The 22364-nt window shown below is 71.5% G+C and carries 20 protein-coding genes and 1 riboswitch; of the genes, 9 read left to right on the forward strand and 11 right to left on the reverse strand.

Features of this window, described 5'->3' with window-relative positions; all coding sequences use genetic code 11:
- Nucleotide 1 precedes the first annotated feature (1 nt).
- Nucleotides 2-1846 (forward strand): DUF1998 domain-containing protein, encoded by a 1845-nt coding sequence (gene drmB / locus GA0115240_RS21875; RefSeq protein WP_093738781.1) that lies wholly within the window; start codon nt 2-4, stop codon nt 1844-1846.
- A gap of 66 nt (nt 1847-1912) precedes the next feature.
- Here drmB and GA0115240_RS21880 read toward each other — a convergent pair whose 3' ends face one another.
- Nucleotides 1913-3046, reverse strand: a complete 1134-nt coding sequence (locus tag GA0115240_RS21880; RefSeq protein ID WP_107407189.1) for a DUF3533 domain-containing protein — start codon at nt 3044-3046, stop codon at nt 1913-1915.
- Between the two features lie 159 nt (nt 3047-3205).
- Nucleotides 3206-3730 carry a GNAT family N-acetyltransferase gene (locus GA0115240_RS21885; protein WP_237555096.1) on the reverse strand — a complete coding sequence of 175 codons (525 nt, stop codon included), beginning with the start codon at nt 3728-3730 and terminating at the stop codon, nt 3206-3208.
- 276 nt (nt 3731-4006) lie between these two features.
- Between GA0115240_RS21885 and GA0115240_RS21890 the strand changes: the two genes are divergently transcribed.
- Nucleotides 4007-4312, forward strand: coding sequence for a hypothetical protein (locus GA0115240_RS21890; RefSeq protein WP_093738872.1), 306 nt, complete (start codon nt 4007-4009; stop codon nt 4310-4312).
- A 177-nt stretch (nt 4313-4489) separates the two neighbouring features.
- On the opposite strand, the gene GA0115240_RS21895 is transcribed toward GA0115240_RS21890, so the two are convergent.
- Nucleotides 4490-5332: an SDR family oxidoreductase gene (locus GA0115240_RS21895; RefSeq protein WP_093738783.1), complete on the reverse strand. Its 843-nt coding sequence runs from the start codon at nt 5330-5332 to the stop codon at nt 4490-4492.
- Nucleotides 5333-5452: 120 nt separating this feature from the next.
- Between GA0115240_RS21895 and GA0115240_RS21900 the strand changes: the two genes are divergently transcribed.
- Nucleotides 5453-6022, forward strand: a complete 570-nt coding sequence (locus GA0115240_RS21900) for a TetR/AcrR family transcriptional regulator (protein ID WP_093738785.1) — start codon at nt 5453-5455, stop codon at nt 6020-6022.
- Nucleotides 6023-6617: 595 nt separating this feature from the next.
- Here GA0115240_RS21900 and GA0115240_RS38470 read toward each other — a convergent pair.
- A complete protein-coding gene (locus GA0115240_RS38470; RefSeq protein WP_256069922.1) occupies nt 6618-7244 on the reverse strand; it encodes a M23 family metallopeptidase in 627 nt (208 codons plus the stop codon).
- A gap of 448 nt (nt 7245-7692) precedes the next feature.
- Nucleotides 7693-7829: riboswitch (cyclic di-AMP (ydaO/yuaA leader) on the reverse strand.
- A gap of 508 nt (nt 7830-8337) precedes the next feature.
- Here GA0115240_RS38470 and GA0115240_RS21910 point away from each other — a divergent pair.
- A complete protein-coding gene (locus GA0115240_RS21910; RefSeq protein WP_093738787.1) occupies nt 8338-9006 on the forward strand; it encodes an N-acetylmuramoyl-L-alanine amidase in 669 nt (222 codons plus the stop codon).
- On the opposite strand, the gene GA0115240_RS21915 is transcribed toward GA0115240_RS21910, so the two are convergent.
- The 3 genes from GA0115240_RS21915 to GA0115240_RS21925 form a co-directional block, all read right to left on the reverse strand.
- Nucleotides 8979-9713 carry a DUF4240 domain-containing protein gene (locus GA0115240_RS21915; protein WP_093738789.1) on the reverse strand — a complete coding sequence of 245 codons (735 nt, stop codon included), beginning with the start codon at nt 9711-9713 and terminating at the stop codon, nt 8979-8981. The genes GA0115240_RS21910 and GA0115240_RS21915 overlap by 28 nt on opposite strands.
- Before the next feature lie 139 nt (nt 9714-9852).
- On the reverse strand, nt 9853-10875 hold the full coding sequence (locus tag GA0115240_RS21920) for an alcohol dehydrogenase catalytic domain-containing protein (protein WP_093738791.1): 1023 nt from the start codon (nt 10873-10875) through the stop codon (nt 9853-9855).
- Between the two features lie 105 nt (nt 10876-10980).
- Entirely contained in the window at nt 10981-11826 is an 846-nt protein-coding gene (locus GA0115240_RS21925; protein ID WP_093738793.1) for an SDR family oxidoreductase, read from the reverse strand.
- Between the two features lie 482 nt (nt 11827-12308).
- On the opposite strand from GA0115240_RS21925, the gene GA0115240_RS21930 reads away from it, so the two are divergent.
- From GA0115240_RS21930 to GA0115240_RS38475, 3 genes are all read left to right on the forward strand, one after another.
- A complete protein-coding gene (locus tag GA0115240_RS21930) occupies nt 12309-15536 on the forward strand; it encodes a glycoside hydrolase family 2 TIM barrel-domain containing protein (RefSeq protein ID WP_093738795.1) in 3228 nt (1075 codons plus the stop codon).
- 199 nt (nt 15537-15735) lie between these two features.
- A complete protein-coding gene (locus GA0115240_RS21935; RefSeq protein WP_093738797.1) occupies nt 15736-16110 on the forward strand; it encodes a hypothetical protein in 375 nt (124 codons plus the stop codon).
- A gap of 236 nt (nt 16111-16346) precedes the next feature.
- A complete protein-coding gene (locus GA0115240_RS38475; RefSeq protein WP_256069923.1) occupies nt 16347-16475 on the forward strand; it encodes a hypothetical protein in 129 nt (42 codons plus the stop codon).
- A gap of 73 nt (nt 16476-16548) precedes the next feature.
- Here GA0115240_RS38475 and GA0115240_RS21940 read toward each other — a convergent pair whose 3' ends face one another.
- From GA0115240_RS21940 to GA0115240_RS21950, 3 genes are all read right to left on the reverse strand, one after another.
- Nucleotides 16549-17310: a class I SAM-dependent methyltransferase gene (locus tag GA0115240_RS21940; RefSeq protein WP_093738799.1), complete on the reverse strand. Its 762-nt coding sequence runs from the start codon at nt 17308-17310 to the stop codon at nt 16549-16551.
- 236 nt (nt 17311-17546) lie between these two features.
- Nucleotides 17547-18179, reverse strand: coding sequence for a hypothetical protein (locus GA0115240_RS21945; RefSeq protein ID WP_093738801.1), 633 nt, complete (start codon nt 18177-18179; stop codon nt 17547-17549).
- Nucleotides 18180-18316: 137 nt separating this feature from the next.
- Nucleotides 18317-18748 (reverse strand): hypothetical protein, encoded by a 432-nt coding sequence (locus tag GA0115240_RS21950; protein ID WP_256069924.1) that lies wholly within the window; start codon nt 18746-18748, stop codon nt 18317-18319.
- Nucleotides 18749-18919: 171 nt separating this feature from the next.
- Between GA0115240_RS21950 and GA0115240_RS21955 the strand changes: the two genes are divergently transcribed.
- Nucleotides 18920-19291 (forward strand): VOC family protein, encoded by a 372-nt coding sequence (locus tag GA0115240_RS21955; protein WP_093738803.1) that lies wholly within the window; start codon nt 18920-18922, stop codon nt 19289-19291.
- 300 nt (nt 19292-19591) lie between these two features.
- Here the strand turns inward: GA0115240_RS21955 and GA0115240_RS21960 are convergent, their stop codons facing one another.
- A complete protein-coding gene (locus GA0115240_RS21960; RefSeq protein ID WP_093738805.1) occupies nt 19592-19777 on the reverse strand; it encodes a hypothetical protein in 186 nt (61 codons plus the stop codon).
- 664 nt (nt 19778-20441) lie between these two features.
- On the opposite strand from GA0115240_RS21960, the gene GA0115240_RS21965 reads away from it, so the two are divergent.
- The gene (locus tag GA0115240_RS21965) at nt 20442-22064 is read left to right on the forward strand and encodes a cellulose binding domain-containing protein (protein ID WP_093738807.1); all 1623 of its coding nucleotides are present in this window, start codon (nt 20442-20444) and stop codon (nt 22062-22064) included.
- Nucleotides 22065-22364 lie beyond the last annotated feature (300 nt).

A 22364-nucleotide genomic window follows, 5' to 3' on the forward strand; every position in this document is an offset into this window, starting at 1 on the left:
CATGCCGCCCCAACCACCACGCACCCGTGGTCGCACCCGCAATTCCGTCTTGTCCCACAAGGCCCGACGCCTCGGAGAGATCCGACGCGCGCAGCTCATCACCACCTACGGGGTAGGTGCGATGATCGCCGTGGAGAACGAATCATTCCTCGTGCGCGGCATCGACTCGTGGGACATCAGCGAGGCACCCTTCGTGCTGGAACCGCGCCTGGCCCGTCAACTGCGGGTGAAGGGCTTTCGTCTCCCCCCGGCACCGGACCCGGACCGAGCCACCGACGGGGTGCGGGCGACGCGCTTTCCGACGATGTATTCCTGCCCCCGATGCAGGTCGCTGCAGCCGTTCCGCAAGTTCAACTCGCCGGCCGGAAAAGCCGAGTGCTCGATCTGCGAGGAGGACCTCGTACCGTCCCGGTTCGTCATGGCCTGCGCACACGGCCACCTCGAGGACTTCCCTTACTGGAAGTGGGTGCATCGCGGGACGCGGCCAACCGGGAGCGGCGCATGCGGAGGCGAGTTGCGGTTCAGGGCGGACGGCTCCACCGCATCGCTGCGCGCCGTGCTGATCAGCTGCAGCTGTGGGGCGGAGGAGGTCTCCATGGAGGGCTCGTTCAGGCGCCAGGCACTCAAAGACCTCGGCATCGGGTGCGCGGGCCGCCGCCCTTGGCTGAAGGACGCGCCGGTCGAGCACTGCCAGGAAGCGCCACGAACTCTGCAACGAGGCTCCTCCTCGGTCTGGTTTCCCGTGATGCACTCGGCACTGTCGATCCCTCCGTGGAGCGGAGGCCTCGCGAAGCTGGTCGTACCGCTCTACGACAAGTTGAAGGACCGCACCCCCGACGAGATCCGCGTCTTCCTCGATGTGGACGGGACGCTCCGGCACCATCCCGCCTACAGCCCTGACCAAGTCATCAGCATGGTCCAGCAGCTGCGGGAACAGGAGAATCCGGAGCAGGGACCGGTCCCCCCGCCAGCATCGGAGAGTTCCCGCACCCGGCTCTATCGGGACGAGTACAGCAGCCTGTGCGCCCCGCACACGGAGCACGAGGACGGACACGACCAGGACTTCGTCTGCGAATTCCCCGACGCATCCGTGCAGCCGCTCACCGTGGCGCACGGAGTCGAGCAGGTGATGCTGATCAAACGACTCCGCGAGGTGCGGGCGCTGGAAACCTTCACACGCGTGGAGGAGCCGAGCCCGGCCGATACATCGGTGCGCCAGGCCCCGATCAGCCTGCAGAAGCTGGACTGGCTTCCGGCGATCGAAGTAAGCGGCGAGGGTGTGTTCCTACGCTTCGACGGCGATCGGCTCCGGGCGTGGGAGCAACATCCGGGACCGGTTGCTCGTGCTCGCCGTATCCGCGACAACCACGAGAAACTCCTCCGCGAGCGAGTCGGTACCTCGGGCAATCCGGTGCCCGACTCTCCGGCCACCCCCCGCTATCTGCTGCTCCACGCTCTCGCCCACGTGCTGATCAACGAGTGGAGCCTGGACGGCGGTTACCCTGCCGCAGCGCTGCGCGAACGCCTCTATGCGGACGACGAAATGGCGGGCGTGCTCATCTACACAGCCACCAGCGACTCCGCAGGCAGCCTCGGCGGTATCGTCGCCCAAGGCGAACCGACCCGCCTCGACGGCACTCTCCGCGCAGCCCTGCGCCGAGCAAGTTGGTGCTCGAACGACCCTCTGTGCATGGAGTCCGAGGCGAGCGGGGCCGACAGCCTCAACTTGGCCGCGTGCCACGCCTGTCTCCTGCTGCCCGAGACGAGTTGCGAGAACAACAACATCCTGCTCGACCGGGCAGCCCTCGTCGGTACTCCGGACGGCCTGGTGCCGGGATTCTTCTGATTGGCCCGTCCGCGGAGTCATTCGGCGGAAGGCACCCGGGCCGGGCCGGCGGCGGGGGACCCGGGGTCAGGTGGTGGTTGGGGGTGGGTCGGCGGTTGGGTTCTTGGGGGCGCCCGGGGCGAATTTGGACTGGCGGCGGTAGGAGACCGCGGCGCTGAGCAGCACGCCGCCCGCGGCCCAGCCGGACAGGACCCACCAGGCCGTGCTCGTGTGGTGGCCGCCGAAGTAGGCGTAATTGCGCACGAGCGTTACTCCGGCGCCGTTCGGGAAGGCCGGCCCGATGGCGCGCCAGAACGGGGGCAGGAGCGCCGAGGGAATGACGCCGCCAGCGCTGGGATTGCCGAGAACGACGAAGATCAGTACCGAAAGGGCAATTCCGGCCGGGCCGAGAAGCACCTGGAAAGCCGTACCGGCCGCCGCCGCGGCGAAGGTGATCAGGACCGCGATCGCCCAGAGGGTCGCGAAATGCCCGGGCAGGGCCGCGAATACCGAGTCGACGATGATCGCGCCGCCGAGTCCGGAGAGGATCGACAACCCGGCCAGCGTCCCCAGGCGGATGTACATGCGGTGCGGATTGGCCGGCCGCGCGCCGTACGACGCGGAGAGCGCGGCAGACGCCAGATACCCGCCGATGATGACGCCCACCACGAGATAGAAGCTGCCCAGCCCGCGCCCGTCCTCGGAATTCGGCGGCCTCAGGTCGGTGATGGTGAAGCCGTGGGCGCGTTCCACCGTGCGGAAGACCGCTTGGAGCGCCTGGACCCCTGATGGTCCGCCGGCGGACGCCACCAGCAGCCGATTCCTCCCCCGGCCGGGACTGACCAGCAGCGCCGCGTCCACCGAGTGGTCGAGCACGCGGGCGCGGGCCTGGCTCGCGCTGTCCGCCGGGCGGGCGGACAGCGGCCTGCCGGGCAGGGCGTTCAGCTTGCCGATCAGCGCCGCCCGCGCTTGCGCGGGGGCGACCACGGCCAGCGGGATGCGGTCGGGTTTGGGTGCGTGGAAAGCCCCGACGTAGGAGACGACGAACCCCAATTCCAGAATCAGGACACCCAGAAGCATCAATGCGGCGCGGGGCCGTACCGCGTCCTTCAGCTCCTGCTGGAATCCCTTGGACGGCCGATATCCCGAAGAAGACGGCGTTTTCCGGGGTTCGCCCTCGGGCGGTGGGCCGGGGGGCGATCCGTCGTTCCCGTCACTCATGCCGACTCCAGCTCGATTTCTCGGGGGCTCTGGGTACAAGGCCGCCTGCCGGCCGCTGCTGACCACTTTCTCCGAACGCGGCGCCGATATCGGCCGACAGCACCGCAAAGTCCGCGATTCGGCGGGAACAGCGGCGGCTTTCCGGGCGGATTCGTCGGGTTACGCGGTCGAACGGTCATCCTGGATACGGGCGTGGAGGTGCTCGTCGTGCCAGCCGTCGGCGTGCAGGAGCGCGCTGCGCATCGTCCCCTCCAGGAGGAAGCCCGCCCTGGTGGCGACGGCGCACGATGCCGTGTTCGCCACCGAGTGGGTGATGCGCAGGCGGTGGAGACCGAGTTCCTCGAAGGCCCAACGGCTCACCGTACGAACGGCTTCGGTCATGACGCCACCGCCACGGCCGGCCGGCAGCAGCCAGTAGAGGATCTCGCCGCTGCCGCCCCGCAGGTCGAGATCGGCCAGGCCGATCAGCCCCACCGCCGCCAAGCCGCCCCCGTCGGTCTCCGCAGGCGCGACGGCCCAGATCGCGGCCGCTTCACTCGCCCAGCGCCGCTGCCAGTGCGCGATCTTCTCCCGGGCGCCGTCGAGCGTCAGCCGGCCGGGACGGTTCCAGTGCTGGATGTCGGCGTCGAGACCGGACGCGGCCAGAACAGGAGCGTCGTTGTCCTGCCAAGGGCGCAGCCGCATGCCGCGCGGGAGCGCAAGGACCGGTTGCCGGCTCCCACGCATCCGGCCGGGCGGCACCACGGGCGGTATCGCGTACGCCTTCGGTCCACCGACCGGTCCACCGACCGGTCCGTCCATCCGTCCGTTCATCCGTCGGTCCGTCCGTTCATCCGTGCGTCCTGCCGGCGAGGGACCGTCCGCGCACCGCCCCCGGCGCACCGAACCTCCCCGCCCAGCTCGCCCCCCGGCTCCCCGGGTTAGCCTCGGGAGGATTCACCAGACGTGGAGGAGGACGGGATGGCCGGGGTTTCGGCGAGTGCGGTGGCCGCCGGTGGGCTGATCGGAGGGTACGGGATCGCCCGCTGGACGAAACGGCGTGAGCTCGGGGGTGTCGCTCTGGCGGCGGCCGGTGCGGTGGCCGCCCGGCAGTGGAAGCAGCGGGCCGGTGTCGGGGCCGCGGCCGGGCTGACCGGGGCTTATCTGGCCGCGTTCGCGGGATCGCACCCGCTGGCGAAGAAGGTCGGAGCGTGGCCGGCGGTGTTCGCCGTGGCGGGCGGGGTGGCCGTGGTGTCCTGGGCGGTCGCGGGGCGCGGCGGGGAGTAGCGCGACGGAGGTACGGCGACGGGCGCCGTCGACAGCCCCGGGTGGGCTCGCAGGCATCGCCCCGGACCAGAAGCGCCGGACCACGGCAGCGGACCGCTCCAACGGACCACCCCGCCGGACCACTCCACCGGATCACGACACCCGACCACGCCACGGGCCCGACGTAGCAGCCCGCGCTCAGCCCTGTGCGGTCGGCCGGACGACGATCTCGTTGACGTCGACATCGGCGGGCTGCTCGATGGCGAACCGGATCGCCCGGGCCACCGCCTCCGCCGGAATGGCGATCTCGTCCTTGGACGCGTTCATGCGCGCGCGCAGCTCGGGGTCCGGCACCGAGGCGATGAAGTCGGTGGTCACGAAGCCCGGCGAGACCATGGAGACCCGGATCGACGCACCGGCTTCCTGCCGCAGACCCTCGGTGAGGGTGCGGGCGGCGGCTTTGGACGCCGAATAGACCGCCTGCCCGGGGACCGTCTTGTACGCGGCGGTCGAGACGGTGTGCACGAACTGGCCGTACCCCTGCTGCCGGAAGACGGGCAGAGCCGCGGCGACGCCGTACAGAAGACCCTTCACGTTGACGTCGATCATCGCGTCCCAGTCGTCCACCCGCAGGTCGTCGAGCGGCGAGACCGGGCCGATGCCGGCGTTGCCGACGAGGACATCGAGCCGGCCGAACCGCTCCTGGGCGAGAGCCACCAGGGCGGCCGGGCCCTCGCGGCGGCGGACGTCGACAGCGGTGAACGCGATGGCGACGCCGGCGTCCCGGAGTTCACCGGCCAGGGCGGCGAGCCGTTCTTCGCGGCGGGCGCCGAGCACCAGCTTCGCCCCGCTCCGTGCCAGCAGACGAGCGGTGGCGGCGCCGATGCCGCTGCTCGCGCCCGTGATCGCGACGACCTTGCCTTCGACGCCCGCGCCCGCGCCGCCCTCCCAGCCCGCGCCATCCTGAACCCTTTGAACGCCCTGACCGCCCTGAACGCCCTCGACGCTCTCGTTGCCCTCTACGCCTCCGCTGCTCGACATGCCGTACCGCCGTTCTTCTAGAATCACACAAGCGGACGTGTGTCCGGTATGAAAGAACGGTAACGGACACGCGTCCGGATAAGCAAACGGGCTGCTCACGGCCCCGATCGGAGGCCCCGGATGACGCAGCCGCGCCAACGTGCGACACGCTCGGACGCCCAGGACAACCGCGCCCGCATCATCGAGATCGCGCGCACGACCTTCACGAGCGACCCCGACACGACGCTGCAGTCCATCGCGAAGGCGGCCGGTGTCGGCCAGGGGACGATGTACCGGCACTTCCCGAACCGCGAGGCCTTGCTGCTCGCCGTCTACCGGCAGGACGTCGAGGCTCTCATCGACGCCGCCCCGCGCCTGCTGGCGGAACACGAGCCCCTGGAGGCACTGCGCCGGTGGTTCGGCCGGCTCGCCGCTTACGGGCGCATCAAGCACGGCGCGTCCCTGGCCATCGAGGCCGCCACCCGCGCGGACCTGGGCAGCCAGTACTACGGGCCGGTCATCACCGCCCTGGACCAGCTGCTCGCCGCCTGCAAGACCGCCGGGCAGCTGCGGACCGACGCCGACGCCGACGAGGTCCTCCTGCTCGTGTCATTCCTGTGGAAGGCGGACAACGGGCCCGACTGGCAGGAACGGACCGGACACATGCTCGCCATCGTCATCGACGGACTGCGCGCCGGAGCGGACCGCTGAGAGCGCGGGGCCAGCCGCACCCCGCGAAAAGCACCCTCGCCGGGTCAGCCGATCCGCGCGGCGGTGGTCTCGGCGCCGGCGCCATCGCCCGAGGATCCTCGGCGGGGCCCAACGGCTCGGCGGAGCAGCGGCTGAGGGCGCCAAAGCGGCCGAGGCGGTGGAGCGGTCCGGGCGATCCAAGCGGCCACGGCGGCCACGGCGTCACAGCGGTCACAGCGGCAGTGGCCGAAGCCGGCGCACGGTTCGTAACCGCCGGCGTGATCGCCCGCTGCGTCTCCAGGACCGTCCGGCGGCGGCCCTCAGCCGGGCATCGTCCCGTCCTCCTGGGCAGCCAGGATCAGCCGGGACAACCCCTCGACGCCGCGCGTCCGGGACGACGTACATCCGCTTGACCTCGCCGCCGCCATCGGCGTGAATCCGCCGCGTCCGGCCCTGACCCTGCCCGCCCGACCCCCGCCCCCGGGCACAAAAAGACCGGCGGCCCTGGCTGGGGGGGGAGTTGCCAGGGCCGCCGGCGTATGGGGGCGGGGTTACCGCGGAGGTGGTGCGGTGTCAGGACCGGTCGGGGCGGCGGCGGTCGGAGTCGGCGGTCATCTCAGACCTCGACATGGCGCGCGGCCAGCCATCCCACCGGGTCCACGGCGTCGCCGCCGCCGGGGCGGACCTCCAGGTGGAGGTGGGGTGCCGGGACGTTGCCGGTGGCGCCGACGCGGCCGATCGTGTCGCCCGTGGTGACCGGGCCGGAGTTGACGACCATGGTGGAGAGGTGGCAGTACCACAGCTCGGTGCCGTCATCGAGCGCGACCACGACCCGGTAGCCGTAGGCGCCCGCCCAGCCGGCCGAGGTGACCGTGCCGCCGTGGACGGCATGGACAGGGGTGCCGGTGGGGGCGTCGAAGTCCTGGCCGGCGTGGGGAGTTGCCCCACAGGTCGGCCTCGCCGTAGCCGGCGGTGAGGGTGTAGGAGGCGATCGGCTTGATGTAGGAGGCGGCCAGCTGGGCGACCCGGTCGGCCTCGGCGCGGGCGGCGGCCTCGGCCTCGGTCTTGGCCTGCGCCTCGGCGGCGGCCTTCGTGGCGGCGGCCTGCTCGCGGACCTTCTGCGCGGCGGCGGCGCGGGCGGCCTGGGTGGCGGCAGCCCGTTCGGCGGCTTCGCGTTCGGCGCGGGCGACGGCTTCGCGGGCCTGGGTGGCCTGGGTGACGATCCGGGCCCGCAGCGCCTCACCGGGGTCGGGCACCGGGGCGGTACGGCCCCGGGTCTCGTCCACCGCGGGCCGTGCGGCCTCGACGGGCACGGCGGCCGGCAGCTCCGTCAGCCCGGGCAGTGCGCTCGGTGACGTACCGCCGGGCGCGCCCGGCGGCAGATCCGGCGCGGACACGGGTACGGGCGCGGGCCCGGTGGCGACGCCGGGCGCCGCGGCGGCCGTAGCCACCCCGGAGGCGCCGACAGCGGCCATGGCCGCCATGCCGAGCACCGCGGAGCCACGGGCCAGGGTCCGCTGGCGCGGCACCGGAACGGCGGCGGGGAGGGGCAGCGGGAGGGGTTGCGGCAGGCGGTGGGGGTCCGGAGCGGCCGTTTCGCCGGCGGGGAACTCGTCCCACTCCCGGGCCGGTTCGGACTCCGGCCGGGCAGGTGCGTAGGCAGGTTGGTTCGACGCCACTGGGGGCGCACTCCTTTCCTTCCCTCTCGCCTACCGGGTTAGCTGACGGGTTCGGAGCAGGAAGGTCTCCTACGGGCCTGACGGCTGCCCGATTCACCCCAGGTGTTGGGTCCCCGGTTCCCGCGGACGGGATTCGGCAAGCGCACGGTGCCGCCTCTTACGGCGGTGGTGACGACCGCGCTGCGTTATCAAACGTTAATAGAGCCAGGCAGGTTTTCCAAGCCGAATCGGAGAGTTGGCGATGATCGGCAATCGGTCATAGCTCCCCGAGCAGGGGCAAAGCGGTCAGCCAATGTGTTCATGAGGTGATGTGAGCGTGTGTCAGTTGTTATGCGAACGGGACCGGTCGGCTACGTTCGGTGAGCAGGCGTCAACGAAACGATACAGCGGGGCGATGCACCGGAGGGCGCGGACCGTGGCCGTACGACCGAAAGGGTGGCGGCGGCCCGGACCGGGCCCCGGCAGCCGAGCACCCCGGGCTCCCGCGCGCCGGGCAAGCCGGGTTTCCACGGACAGCACCAGAGGTCTGGACCTCTGCAGGTGCGCGAACCGCTTGGCAGTCCCGGCGCACCGGCCCCACGATGGGCACGCCCCACCGTTCTTGTCATGGACCCGTCCAAGCAGTCGTCCGCCCCACGACACCTCCGGGAGCCCGCCATGGTACGTCCGAGCCGTCCCCGACCCGCCGACGACCGGGGCCTGTCCGCCCGGCCGGCGCACCTCGACCCGACGCCCACCCGCCGCTCGCTGCTGCGTGGCGGCCTCGCCCTCGGAGCCACCGCCGGCGCGGTCCTCGGCAGTGAGCTGTGGAGCGGTGCCGGCGCCGCCGACGCCGTGACCGTCGACTACCCCACCGCCACCTGGGCGCCGGCCAGCAGCGCCAACTACACCGCCGCCAGCCGTCCCACGACCTATCCGGTCGACCTCGTGGTGATCCACGTGACCCAGGAGACCTTCGCCGACACCATCAGCCTGTTCCAGGATCCCGCCCACGCGGCCGCCGCCCATTACGTCGTCCGTTCCGCCGACGGCGCCGTCGACCAGTGCGTGCGGGAACACGACATCGCCTGGCACGCCGGGAACTGGGACTACAACACCCGCAGCATCGGCATCGAGCACGAGGGCTGGGTGGACCAGCCCGCCTACTTCACCAACGCCCTCTACCGGGCCTCCGCCGCTCTCACCGCCGCGGTCTGCACCAAATACGGCATCCCCAAGGACCGCAATCACATCATCGGCCACTACCAGGTCCCCGGCACCGACCACACCGACCCCGGACCCAACTGGGACTGGGTCCGCTACCTCCGCCTGGTCAACGGCGTCTGATCCGCGGGGCTCGGGTCGCCCAGCGGGAACATCTCGGTGAGCCGCGGCAGGCGGCGCGCGGACTCGGCTTCGTCCAGGACCGACCAGCGACGGCCCGCGGGGGTCAGGCCCGGGCGGTTGCGGCTGGCGGAGTCGAGCAGGGCGCGGGTGGCCGCGTCGAAGGCGCTGCCCCGGTCGTCGCGGCCGACGGGGGTGGCGGGGGCGCGGGACGTGCCGGCGGCGGCTGGCGTGCCGGGAGCGGCTGGGTCGCCGGGACCGCCGGAATCGCCGGAGTCCCCGGGGCCGACGGCCAGTTGTTCGTACGCCTCCCGGGCGAGATAGGCGAGCGACTCCCACTGCGGCCAGTCGTCGTCGGACCAGGCGGCGCGCGGACGGCCGGACAGGCGCAGCACCTCGGGCGCGTACGCGAGGACGTCCGCGTCGGTGAGGGCGGCCTCGAAGACCGGGCGGCCGAGGCTCACCATCCAGCGCTGGAAGTAGCAGAACGCGTCGTCGGAGCACCAGCCGCCGAAGATGCGGTCGGCGGCGGCCCACAGGTTCCAGGTGAAGGCCTCGCCGGTGAGGTGGTCGAGGCACGCCTGGAAGCGTATGAGCTCCTGCGGCGGGAGCCGGCGGAGCGCGTCACGCAGCCAGGCGTCCCGCTGGTCACCGCTGAGCCCCTGGCGTCTGCAGTTCGCGATGAGCGTCCAGAAGGGATCGGTCTCCATAGTGGCCGACTATGCCAGGGGACTGAGACAAAGCACCCCCGGTTTTCCGGCCGGGCGGCGGCCGGTCGGTGGCGTGCGGTCAACGGTCGACGGCTGGCGGGCAAGCGCCATCCGGGGCCGGCCGCCCGGCCGACGACTCTCAGTTCCCCGTGGTCAGCACCATCCGGAAGCGCGCCTCGCCCGACAGCATCCGCGCGTACGCCGCGGCCGCGTCCTCCAGCGGTGCCTCCTCGATCATCGGCCGCAGTCCCTGCTGAACCGCGAACCGGAACGACTCCTCCCGGTCGAGCGGGGTGCCGGAGATCGCCCCGTAGACCTTCTTGGTGCCGACGATCAGTTGCAGCGCGCCGATCGACAACTCCTCCTGCGGCAGCCCGATGACCACGAGTTCACCGCGGCGGCCGAGGCCGTCGACGGCGGCGGAGATGGCCGCCGCGTCGGGGATCGCGGCCAGGATGAGCTTGGCCCCGCCGAGGCCCTGCAACGCCTCCGGGACGTCCTCCCGCGTACTGTCGATGACGTGGTCCGCGCCCAGGTCGCGGGCGAGTTCGCCCTTCTCGGGCCCGCGGGCGACCGCGACGCTGACGAAGCCCATCATGTCGGCGATCTGGACCCCCAGATGCCCGACACCGCCCAGGCCCATGACGGCGACGAGCTCACCGGGGCGGGCGGAGCTGTTGCGGATCGCGTTGAAGGCGGTGAGGCCGGCGCAGGCCAGGGCCGCCGCGTCGGCGGCGCGGAGTTCGTCCGGGATCCGGCTCAGTCCGTTGGCCGGGACGACCACCTGGTCGGCGAAACCGCCCGGGTAGGACACCCCGGGGATCTGGGCCTCGGGGCAGTTGATCCCGTCCCCGGCCCGGCAGGCGTCGCAGTGCCCGCAGGTACCGGCGATGTATCCGGCGGCGACCCGCTGGCCGACCGCCCACTCGGTCACGCAGGGACCGACCGCGTCCACCCGGCCGGCGATCTCATGGCCGGGAGTCATCGGGAAGGGAGTCCCCGGGAGGTAGCCGTTGATGATCGGCACATCAGAGTGGCAGATCCCGCAGGCTTCGACGGTGACCCGCACCTGGCCAGGTCCGGGGTCGGGGGTGTCGATGTCGGCGAGGGTCAGTTCGCCGCCGGGCTCGGACACCCGCACGGCTCGGGTTCGCACGCTCATGGGAGACCTCGTTTCCGGTCTTCTGGTCTTCACGGTCTTCTGGTCTTTACGGCCTTCCGGTCTTCACGGTCTTCTGGTCTTTGCGGCCTTCCGGTCTTCCGGGGCTCACAGATCCGCCGTGCCCAGGAACTCCTCCCAGGTCCGCGTCCCCGCGGTAAACGTGCTGCCCGGCTCCGGGGCCAGCGCCCCGCGCTTGAGCGCCCGCGCTCCCGGCAGCACGCCGGGCAGCGGCACCGGCAGCATCAGGCGGCGGCGCCCCGCCGCCCGCAGATACGTACGGGTGAGCGTGCCCGAGTCCATCAGGTGCGGTCCCGCCAGGTCCGGCACGCGGCCGGCCGGCTCGGCCAGGGCCAGTTCCACCAGCCGGGCGGCCGTCTCGTCGGCGTCCACCGGCTGGACCGGGACACCGCCCGGCACCGGCAGCACCGGCGACCGCGCGCCTTTCCGCAGACTGTCCAGCAGCAGGTCGTAGAACTGGGTGACCCGCAGGATGGTCCACGGCAGGGCGGAGTCGGCGATCACCTGCTCCGCCTCGTACTTGGAGCGCATGTAGCTCTGGGGCACGGCGTCGGCCCCGACCACCGAGACGAAGACGAGGTGCGGCGCGCCGCCACCCGTACCCGGCGCGCCCGGACCTGATCCGCCCAGCGCCGGGTCGTCCTCGTCGTCGGCCACGGTCAGGCGCGCCGCGGCCCGGACGAGATTGCGGGTCGTGTCCTGGTCGCCCTTGTTCCCGCTGGCCAGGTGCAGGATGACGGACACGCCCTCCACCGCCTGGCTGACCCGGGAGCCGCCCGAGCCCAGGTCTCCGAGGATGTACTGGACGCCGTCCTCGTCCTGGTGCGGGCGCCGGCTGAGGACCCGTACCTGGCGGTTCGCAACCCGCAGCCGCGGCACGACCAGCCGGCCGAGCAGACCCGTGCCGCCGGTGACCAGGATGGGCGCGTCCATGATGAGCTGCCTCTCGTACGGGAAGGTGCGAGACCGGTTCCTCTGGTACGGGTGCCCATATCCGACTGCCCCATTCGCCCCGTTTTGCCGGTCTTCCGGATGGCACTCGTCCGGTCGTCGGATCGTCCGGACGACCGTCGGGTCGTCCGGACGACACGGGTCCGGGCCGGCGGATGCCACGAGCCGGGGCGGGCGGATGCTCCGCTGCCGGGCGCCCGGGGCGCGTCCGGGCGCGTGGGGGCGCGTGGGGGCGCGTTCGAGGGGTGGCCGGGCGTGTCGGGGCGGGCGGCGGGTCCCCGGTGGGTTAGGTGCTGGAAACGCCCTGCTGGCGGGTGCGAAACCTACGACGCGACCCTTGACCCCCGCCGGTGCGGCACTGCAAGAATCCGTGTGCCATTGGTTGATTCTGTTCATTGCTGGTCACTTATGGCGTCCTGCACCGGGCGCCAGCTGGTGCATGCCTCAACGAGGAGGGATCCCACATGCCGGTCAACCGCAGGTCGATCTTGATCGCAGGAGCCGCCGGAGCTGCCGCCGCCCCCGCGCTCCCCGGTCTCACCGGAGTCGCGAGCGCCCACTCCGCGCCGCCGTCGTCCTCGTCGCCTACCTCGTCCGCCCCAACAAAAACTCCCATCCCCAGAACCGTCGACCTGGCCGACGGGTGGCGCTTCGTGCTCGTCAACCCGGCGGGCATCACCGACCCGACCGGCGCCTACGCCAACGCCGCCGACCCCGACTTCGACGACTCCCGCTGGCGGGCCGTCCGGGTCCCGCACGACTGGAGCATCGAGCAGACCCCGGGCACCGACAACGGCACCTCCGGCGGGACCGGCTACCTGCCCGGTGGCCTGGGCTGGTATCGCAAGGCCTTCACGCTGCCGCCGACCGTGGCCGGCCGCCGCGTCTCGGTCGAGTTCGACGGCGTCTACATGGACTCGTACATCTACTGCAACGGCACGCTGGTCGGTAACCACCCCTACGGCTACACCGGGTTCGCCTTCGACCTGACCGATCTGCTGCACACCGACGGCCGTACGCCCAACGTCATCGCCGTCGAGGTCCGCAACCAACTGCCCAGCAGCCGCTGGTACTCGGGCAGCGGCATCTACCGCAACGCTCGCCTGGTCATCACCGACCCGGTGCACGTGGCGCGCTGGGGAACCTACGTGACCACGCCCGGCCTCGCCGACACGGTGCAGGCGGGTGACGGAGGCAAGGCCGGCAACGCGGGCAACGCCCGCGGCGGCGGGCGGGACGACCACGGTTACGCGACCGTCCGCGCCCAGATCGGGCTGGTCAACGAGTCGGCGGCCGCGACCTCGGTGACCGTGCTCAACACGGTCCGCGATCACGACAACCGCCAGGTGGCGCAGGCCCGTTCGCAACTCGACCTGCCGGCCGGCGCCACCGCTCAGGAGGTCACCGTCGAAATGCGGGTCGACCGGCCGGCCCTGTGGTCGTTCGACACCCCGGAGAACCGCTACCGCCTGGACACCGAAGTCCAGGTGCACGGCCGGACGGTGGACACGTACAGCACCGACTTCGGCATGCGCTACATCACCCTCGACCCCGACCAGGGGCTGTTCGTCAACGGCGAGCACGCCAAGATCCAGGGCGTGGACCTGCACCACGACCAGGGCGCCCTCGGCTCGGCGATCAACGCCGACGCGGTGCTGCGCCAGATGACCATCATGAAGTCCATGGGCGTCAACGCCTTCCGGACCTCGCACAACCCGCCGTCGCCGCAGATGATCCGGGTCTGCGAGGACCTCGGCATCGTCATGATGGTCGAGGCGTTCGACTGCTGGCACAACGGCAAGAACACCTACGACTACGGCCGCTTCTTCGACGCCAACAGCGCCTCCGACATCGCCGAGATGGTCGGCGCGGCCCGCAACTCGCCTGCGGTGATGATGTGGTCGATCGGCAACGAGATCCCCGACTCGACCAGTACGGCGGGGCTGGCCATGGCGGACGGCCTGATCACCGCGATCCGCGCGCTCGACACCAGCCGGCCCATCGTCATCGGCTCCGACAAGTACCGCGGCCTGCCCGCGGTCGGCTCCGCCGCCGACCTGATGCTGGCCAAACTCGACGGCCTGGGACTGAACTACAACACCGCGGCCTCGGTGGACGCGCTGCACGCCCGCTACCCGCACCTGTTCCTCTTCGAGTCCGAGTCCTCGTCCGAGACCTCCAGCCGCGGCACCTACCAGGAGCCCGATCACCTCAACACCGGTGAGAACTACACCCCGGGCAAGCGGGCGGCCTCCAGCTACGACAACAACCTCGCGTCCTGGACGATGAGCGGCGAGTACGGCCTGAAGAAGGACCGCGACCGTGCCTTCTTCGCCGGGGAGTTCCTGTGGTCCGGCACCGACTACATCGGCGAGCCGACCCCGTACGGCGTGTTCCCGGTGAAGGCGTCCTTCTTCGGCGCGGTCGACACGGCCGGCTTCCCCAAGGACATGTACCACCTCTTCCGCAGCCAGTGGACGAGCGAGCCGATGGTCCACCTGCTGCCCATGGACTGGACCGACCACAAGCCGGGCGACGTCGTGGAGGTGTGGGCCTACTCCAACGTGGAGACCGTGGAGCTGTTCCTCAACGGCCGCTCGCTGGGCGTGCGGAACTTCGACGTCAAGAAGACCCTCGACGGGCGTACCTATCTGGAGACCACCGAGGCCACCTTCGACGACAAGACGGTCACCGACGGTCCGTTCCCCGGCAGTTACACCAGCCCGAACGGCAGCGCGGGCAAGCTGCACCTGACCTGGAACGTCCCCTTCGCCGCAGGTGAGTTGAAGGCGGTGGCGCGGCGGCACGGGCGGACCGTCGCCACCGACATCCTGCGCACGGCCGGCGACCCGCACACCGTCCGCCTGACACCGGACCGCAATTCCCTGGTGGCCGACGGCACTTCGCTCGTCTACGTGACCGCCGAGGTGATCGACGCACGCGGCGTCGTGGTCCCCGGCGCCGATCACCTGATCACCTTCAAGGCCGCCGGCGGCTCCCTCGCCGGACTCGACAACGGCCAGCAGGAGAGCGCCGAGCGCTACCAGGCCACCACCCGAACCGCCTTCCACGGCAAGGCACTGGCCATCGTCCGGTCCGGCACCGACGCCGGCCACCTCACCGTGTCGGCCACCGCACCCGGCCTGCACCCGGGCTCGACCTCGGTCCGTACCACCCGCGCGTCCGGCGCGGTGGCCAGCACGCCTCCGGCCCGCTTCGCGCCCGACCCGGGCCCCGGCGCGCCCGTCTACCCGCTGGCCGACGCCAGTTACTCCGGCGCCACCACCTCGGTGCCGGCCGCCATGCTCGACGGCAACCCCGCCACCGGCTGGTCCAACGCCTTCAAGAAGAGCGCCACCGCCCTGCTGCCGGCCTTCAGCGGCGCGCGCCCCGCCGACTGGGTCTCGGTCACCTGGGCCACCGCCCAGACCATCACCACCCTCTCGGTCACCTTCACCATCGACGCCACCCACTCGCTGCCGGCCACCATCACGGTGTCCTACCTGGACGGCGACCGCTGGATCCCGGTCCGCCGGCCCGTCATCACCTGGGCGACCACGACCGGGACCCCGACGGTCATCACCTTCTCCGGCGTCCACACCGCCGCCGTACGGCTCGACATGACCAGCGCGGCCCCCGACACGGCGGCGGGCGCGCAGCGGATCACCGAACTGTCGGCGGGCGCGGTCTAGGCGTCTTCGCGGGCGCTGGGGTCTTCACGCCGCCACGCCCCAGTGGCCCGGCGCACGGCGTCGGGGCACTGGGGCGTCGGCGATCCTGGGCCGAACCTGTCGGATCGGCCTCGGTACGGCCACAGCCTGCCAAGTCCTGGCCTAGGAAGCGCTCCTCGGGGCACTCTGCCTGAAGTCCCCTCGACAGAAACGGAATCACATGAAGATCTTCGGCAGAGAGCCCGCCCTGTGGGTCGCCCTTGTCGCGATCATCGTCAAGCTCAGCACGGCGTTCGGTCTGAACCTGACCAATGACCAGCAGGCCGTCATCAACGCGGTCGCCGCCGCGCTCACCGGCGTGATCGTCGCGGTCAGCGTCCACGACGGCATAGGCGCGGCCGTCATCGGCCTCGTCCAGGCGGGCCTGTCGCTGGCGGTCGGCTTCGGACTGCACTGGTCGCCCGAGCAGCAGGCCACGGTGCTCAGCCTCGCGTCCGCCATCGTCGCCATGTGGACCCGTACGCAGGTGACCGCCAAGGTCCCTGCCGCAGCGGTCACCGCTCCCACCCGAGCCAAGGCCGCTCGTACCGCCTGACGCCGCTCCGGGGAGTCGGGCCCGCTCCGGGAGGGCGGGCCTGCTCCCGGGAGGCGGGCCCGCCTCCGGCCATATCGCCCCCAGGCCGCCCCCCGGCCGCCCTCGGCCCGGCCGGCCCGGCCCGCCGGAGATGCGGCCCGCCGCCCCCGGCCGTGGCGTTGAACGGTGGGGCGCGTCTGCCTTGGTTCGGCTGCCGCGGGCCCCGCGAACATGACCTCCCCGATGAGGAGGCCCGCATGGCCACCGGCCTGTCGCGTCTGTTCCTGGACCGGACCCTGCGCGCGGCGGGCGGGGCGGGCGGGGCGGGCGGCGGGCGGCGGGCGGTCCGAACGGTGCTGGGGCATCTGGGTCAACCGGGCCGCTGAGCTGGACGGTTGGCGGCTACAGCGCCCTGTGTTCCCTGTGCTGCGCGGGCTTCCCGGGCACCTCGGGCTGCTCCTACTTTTCGGGCTCCTCTCGCGAGGGGGTTCGGACGTCGCGCGCGAACAGGGCCGACCACAGGAACGGCTCCCCGAAGTACGGGGACTCGGGCGGTTCGTCGTGCATCCGGCGCAGCTCGACTTCCGTGAGCGCGGCGAAGATCCACCGCAACGACTCGGCGGTGTAGGCCAGTCCGCCGTGCAGCGCGGACTGGCGGTAGTAGTCGGCATCCGAGAGTTCGGAGCCCATTTCCCCGGCCGCGAAGCAGTTGAGCGCGAGATGGCCACCGACGGCGAGGAGCCGATCGACAAGGGCGAGGTAGCTGATCCGGCGGTGCGGTGGCAGGTGGTGGAAACAGCCGGAGTCGTAGATCAGGTCGTACGGTCCGCTCAACTCGACTGCCGCGCTGTCGAACGCGTCGCCGCGGTGGAACGTGATGTCGGCGCCGGCCTCGCGGGCCCGCTCCTCGGCCCAGGCGATGGCCGCCGGGGAGAGGTCGACAGCGTCCACCGTCCAGCCCCGTGACGCCAGTTCGAGCGCGTTCCGCCCCGGCCCGCACCCCAGGTCGAGCGCCCGCCCCGGCGCGATGAGCCCGCGATCGAGGTACGAGACCAGACTCTCGTCCGGCTTCGCCACGAAGAACGGCACCGCCCTGTCCCGATCCGCGTAGAACCCGTCCCACCAGTTCCCCGCGTCCACCGTCCAGCGGTCCGCCTCGGGCGCGAACAGCCCGTCCAGAAGCTTCAGCACGTCGTCGATTGTGCGGATGTTCCGATCCATGGGGTCCCCTTCCCAACTGGGGGAAACCGTAGGACGGTTCCGCAGGAAAGCCCAGCTCGGAGCGTATGCGGCGGGGCGCCGTCCGGGCGCTGGACGGCGGTACACGACAGGGCTGGGCCGCCCAGCCCGGGCCGTACGCGCACGGGCGCGGGTCCGCGCGTCCGAGGCCGCCTCGGGGTCGTTTCCGGCAACCGCCGGCCCGGTTTCTCACCGGGTCACCGCCCAGCCCCGCCGGCTCAGGCAGCGGGCGGCGGTTCTCGCCAGTCGGCGCCCGGCGGGAGACCGTAAATCCCGGCGGAGTCAACGGATTCGTCCCGGACGTCGAGCGGGCAGAAGCTCCAGCGCTCGGCGATGCGCATGACGTCCGCCTCATCGGGCATGACGGCGTGCCAGGCGTCCCATTCGGGCTCCTGCCATTCCTGCCATCCTTCTTCGAGCCAGCGCAGTCCGACCCCGAGTTCCCTCTCGATGTCGGTGAGTTCGCCCAGGTGGAGCGGGACATCCCCGCGCGTGCCGTTGAAGCAGTAGGCGCGGGTCAGTTCGCCGGACTCGACTTTGGCCCAGGCGTGATATTCGCCGATGCGATCGGTGGCGAAGAATTGCAGATCACCGAGTGCCGTACTCAGCGCACCGAGCCAGGCGGTGAACCCCGGATCACCGGCTTCGATCCCGGGGGGCAGGTGGATCCGCCCGTGCGCGACGGTCCAGTCCGCCACGGGCCTCGCCACGAACACGCCCTGGCGGTACGCCGCCTTCGTGCCACCGGCCCAGTCCATCGTCCGCCGCTCCCGGAGACCGAGGGCGTCGGCGACCTCTGGGGGCGTAGCGCCCTGAACGGCGAGCCATGAGGTCTTGAAGCCGATACCCATGATTCGTATCGTGCCGGGTGGCGGGGATGTTGCACGGGCCCCCTCTGCGGCCGTCCGCCGCACCGCACGGCGCCGCCGATCCGACGGGCGCGACCGCTCCTCTCGCCTCAGTCCCGTCCTTGCGCCTTCAACCGCTTTTATTCGTGCCGACCCCTGGCGGGCCGAAAACGGTCCGTCCAGTGACCGTGCCGGGCGCCCGGGGGCGGCGAAACCGGCTGGGCGCGGGCGACGCCCCCGTCGGATCCGTCGCCGCCGCCACCGTCGGTCGACGGATGCAGCCCCTCCAGCGAGTAGCGGGTGGTCGCGATGCACTCCACGATTTGCGCGTCGGTGAAGTCCTCCGACCCCTCGACGTGCGGCACAAAGCCGATCAGGACGCCGTCGCTGACGATCTCCGCGTCGAGACCGGCCCCGGCAAGATCCCAGACGGCCTCCACATCCTTGTCGAGGACCACACGGATCCCGCATTCGTACACGCCGGTCCGCTCCACGTGCGCCATGACCCGGCGGCCCTGCAGTTCCGAGACCAGACGGCCGACTCGCTCCGCATCCACCTGGTGTCCCTCCACCTCCGAAGTGCTCGGGCGCGAGTCACTTCTGTCCCCCGCGCCCCTCCCTTACCACGCTACTCCGGCTGCCGGGCAGCTGGCCGCGAGCGGACCGCCGGGACCGCGAAGCCGTGGCTAAGGTTGCCGAGCGGCTCGCCGGAACCGGCCGCCCCCTCCGCGGAAGGACTCTCGGTGATCGGGAAGCTGCAATGCGTGGTCCTGGACTGCCCGGACGTCATCGAACTCGCGCACTTCTACCACTCGCTCCTCGGCGGGGCCGTCAACCAGCCCGATCCGCGGTGGTCGGTCGACCAGGACTTCTCGACCCTGCACACCGCCAGCGGCCTCGTCCTCGCCTTCCAGCGTGTACGGGACTACCGCGCCCCGCAGTGGCCGGACAGCGCCCACCCGCAGCAGTTCCACCTGGACCTCGACGTCCCTGACCTCGACCGTGCCCAGACCGAGGTCCTCGCCCTCGGCGCCACGCTGCTCCACATCGATCCCGGCGGCTGGCGGGTCTTCGCGGACCCGGCCGGCCATCCGTTCTGCCTGCTCAAGGGCTGACGGAACCGGCGTTGTCACACCGCGGCAGTCGTCCCCCCGGTCGGTGTTCGCCGCCAGCAGTTCATGGCGATCATCCTCCATGGTGACCCGGTCGGCTGTGAAGACGACCGACCATCCGCGTCGGCACCATGGACTTCGCGGACGTCGACCCCGCGGACTTCCTGTGACCGACTGACCGACAGACTGACTGACCGGCTGACTGACCGGCTGACCGGCACGCGGCGTGCGGCGCACGCATCGGCGGCACTTGCCCCTGCCCGATCCCGCCGCGGCTCCGGATGAGTCTGCCCTGATCCCGATTCACACCCGCGGGGGCCGCTCTCGCCACCACTGGAAGGCCAGCACCACCGGAAGGACCACCGCGCCGATCACGAACGACGCGGGCCACGACGCCCCGTGATGGCTGTGTCGCGGCCAATGCGCGGACAACACCGCCACCGCGTACACCACCGCCATCAGACCCACGTTCTTCGCCCACCGTTTCATACCGCCCGCTTACCCCGGCGACGGTCGGGGACGCCGGCGACAGAACCGGGCCCCAGCGCCTCACCCGCCATGCCTCCGGCCCGAGGATCCAGGGCGACCCGGGCCGCCTACCGCGGCATCGAGCTGGCCGCCGCGCTGTCTGACGGGAAGTCGACCAGTACGGCCCCGGGGTGGTCGGACACGTCCGCATGACGGAAGGCCCTGGTCAGGGGGCCGGCCGGAGATTCAGCGTCTCGGCGACAGCCCGGTGCCGGCTCTCGGCGAACATCTGCTCGTCCTCATCCAGCCCTCCGGTGGCGGACCGGGGCCGCCGTATCGACCGCGCCCCCGGGGCCCGGAATTGGTCTAGACGATTCTTTCCCGGATCTCTTGACGCCGCCCGGCGCGGCCAGCCACGCTTCCCTACGCAGGCAAGCGGTAAGGAAAGTTTCCGATTGAGTTCACGACGCGCCCGGCCCTCGGTTCCCCGAACCCCGCGCGCTTCTCCGTACGTATCCGCACTCCCCCGCACTTCTCCGCACTGATCGCGTCGCGCCGCTCCCCCCACCCGCAGCTCCGCACCGTGCGACGGCCGTACACAGCACAACATTCCGCATCCCGCACTCCGCAATCCGCGTACCGGCCCAGCGCCGTGCGCGGCCTCTCCCCACAGAGGAGCACCCGCATGAGTCGTGCGTCACTGCGCGCCGCAATGACCGCCGCCCTGGTGGTCGGCGGCATGGTCACCATCGCCGCCCCGGCCTCTCACGCGGCCGACAACACCGGTCTGATCGCCTCGTTCGGTATCACCTCCACCTGGGGCACCGGCTTCGAGGGCGGCTACACCGTCACCAACAAGTCGATCCATACGGTGAGTTCGTGGACCATCGCCTTCACCCTGCCGGCCGGCGAGGCCGTCACCAGCTCGTGGAACGGCACGGTCACCCACAGCGGAACGCAGTACACCATCACCTCCCCCAGCTGGGAGACACCCCTCGCGCCCGGTGACTCCGCGCCCGTCGTCGGCCTCGACTTCAGCTACAGCGGCTCGGTCGTCCAGCCGGCCGGCTGTCTGATCAACAACGGCCCCTGTGCCGGCGTCCCCGCCGACACCGTCGCGCCCTCGGCCCCCTCCGGCCTCGCCGTCCGGGCCACCGGCCCCGGCAGCGTCACGCTGGGCTGGAACGCCTCGACCGACAACGTCGGCGTGGTCGGTTACCAGGTCTACGAGGGCAGCAGCGTCATCGCCACGACCTCCGGCACCGGCACCACCGCCACCGTGACCGGCCTGCTCCCCGGCAGCAGCCACAGCTTCTCGGTGACCGCGCTCGATGACTCCAACAACCAGTCGGCGCACTCCGCGACGCTCACCGCGACGGCGGGCACGGGCACCACACCCGGCGTGGCAGCCCCCTTCATCGACCTCGGTGCCTACCCGACACCGAACCTCACCCAGATCGCCATGACCACCGGCCTGCGGCAGTTCTCGCTCGGCTTCATCACCGCCGGGTCGACCGGCTGCGCCGCGAGCTGGTTCAACTCCTTCGACCCGGGCACGGCTTGGGACCGGGCGGACTTCGACTCGCTGCGGGCGATGGGTGGCGACGTCCGGCCGTCCTTCGGCGGTGAGGCGGGCACCGAACTCGCTCTCGCCTGCACCAACACCACCGCGCTCCAGGCGCAGTACCAGAAGGTCGTGGACGCCTACGCCCTGGACCGCGTCGACTTCGACATCGAGGGCGCCGCGGCGGCCGACCACGCCTCGATCGACCGGCGTTCGACGGCCGTCGCCGCCGTCCAGGCCGCACAGCGCGCCAAGGGCCGCGACCTCAAGGTCACGCTCACCCTCCCGGTACTGCCCAGCGGCCTGACCGCGGACGGTCTTTACATCCTCAACTCCGCCAAGTCGCACGGCCTGAACGTGGACACGGTCAACCTGATGGCCATGGACTACGGCGACAGCACCGCCCCCAACCCGTCCGGGAAGATGGGCGCCTACGCCATCCAGGCCGCGACCTCGACCCGCGCCCAGATCGCCACGGTGTGGCCGAACCTCACCACCGCCCAGACCTGGGCGATGCTCGGCCTCACCCCGATGCTCGGCCAGAACGACACCACCAGCGAGGTGTTCACCATCGCCGACGCGCAGCAGGTCCTCAGCTTCGCCCAGCAGAACCACCTGGGCGAGCTGGGCTTCTGGGACGTCACCCGCGACGGCAACGCCTGCAACGGCAGCCTGAACGACTGCACGAACATCCCGCAGACCCCGTACCAGTTCTCCAAGCTGTTCGCGACCTACGCCGGCTGAACCCGCGGCTCGCACCGGGCCCCGGCGCCGGACGGCCCATCCGCCCGCCACCGGGGCCCGCCCCCACCTCCGGCCAGGCGGTCCGGACTCCCTCCGCCCGGGCCTACTGGGGGTTGGTCCCCTCCGGGGCGGTGACAAGACGCCGCCGCCTCCGCCCACCTGGCCCCCCGGCCCCCCGGCACACGGCGGTGCCCCCGAATTCACGGCCCAGCAGCGGCCAGCGGCCGGTGCGGGACTCGAATTAAAGGTCCCGGTCAGGACGGGTGCCAGACGATGGTGAGCGGTGGGCGGCCGTGCGCA

The sequence above is a fragment of the Streptomyces sp. DvalAA-14 genome, from assembly GCF_900091855.1.
Classification (GTDB): domain Bacteria; phylum Actinomycetota; class Actinomycetes; order Streptomycetales; family Streptomycetaceae; genus Actinacidiphila.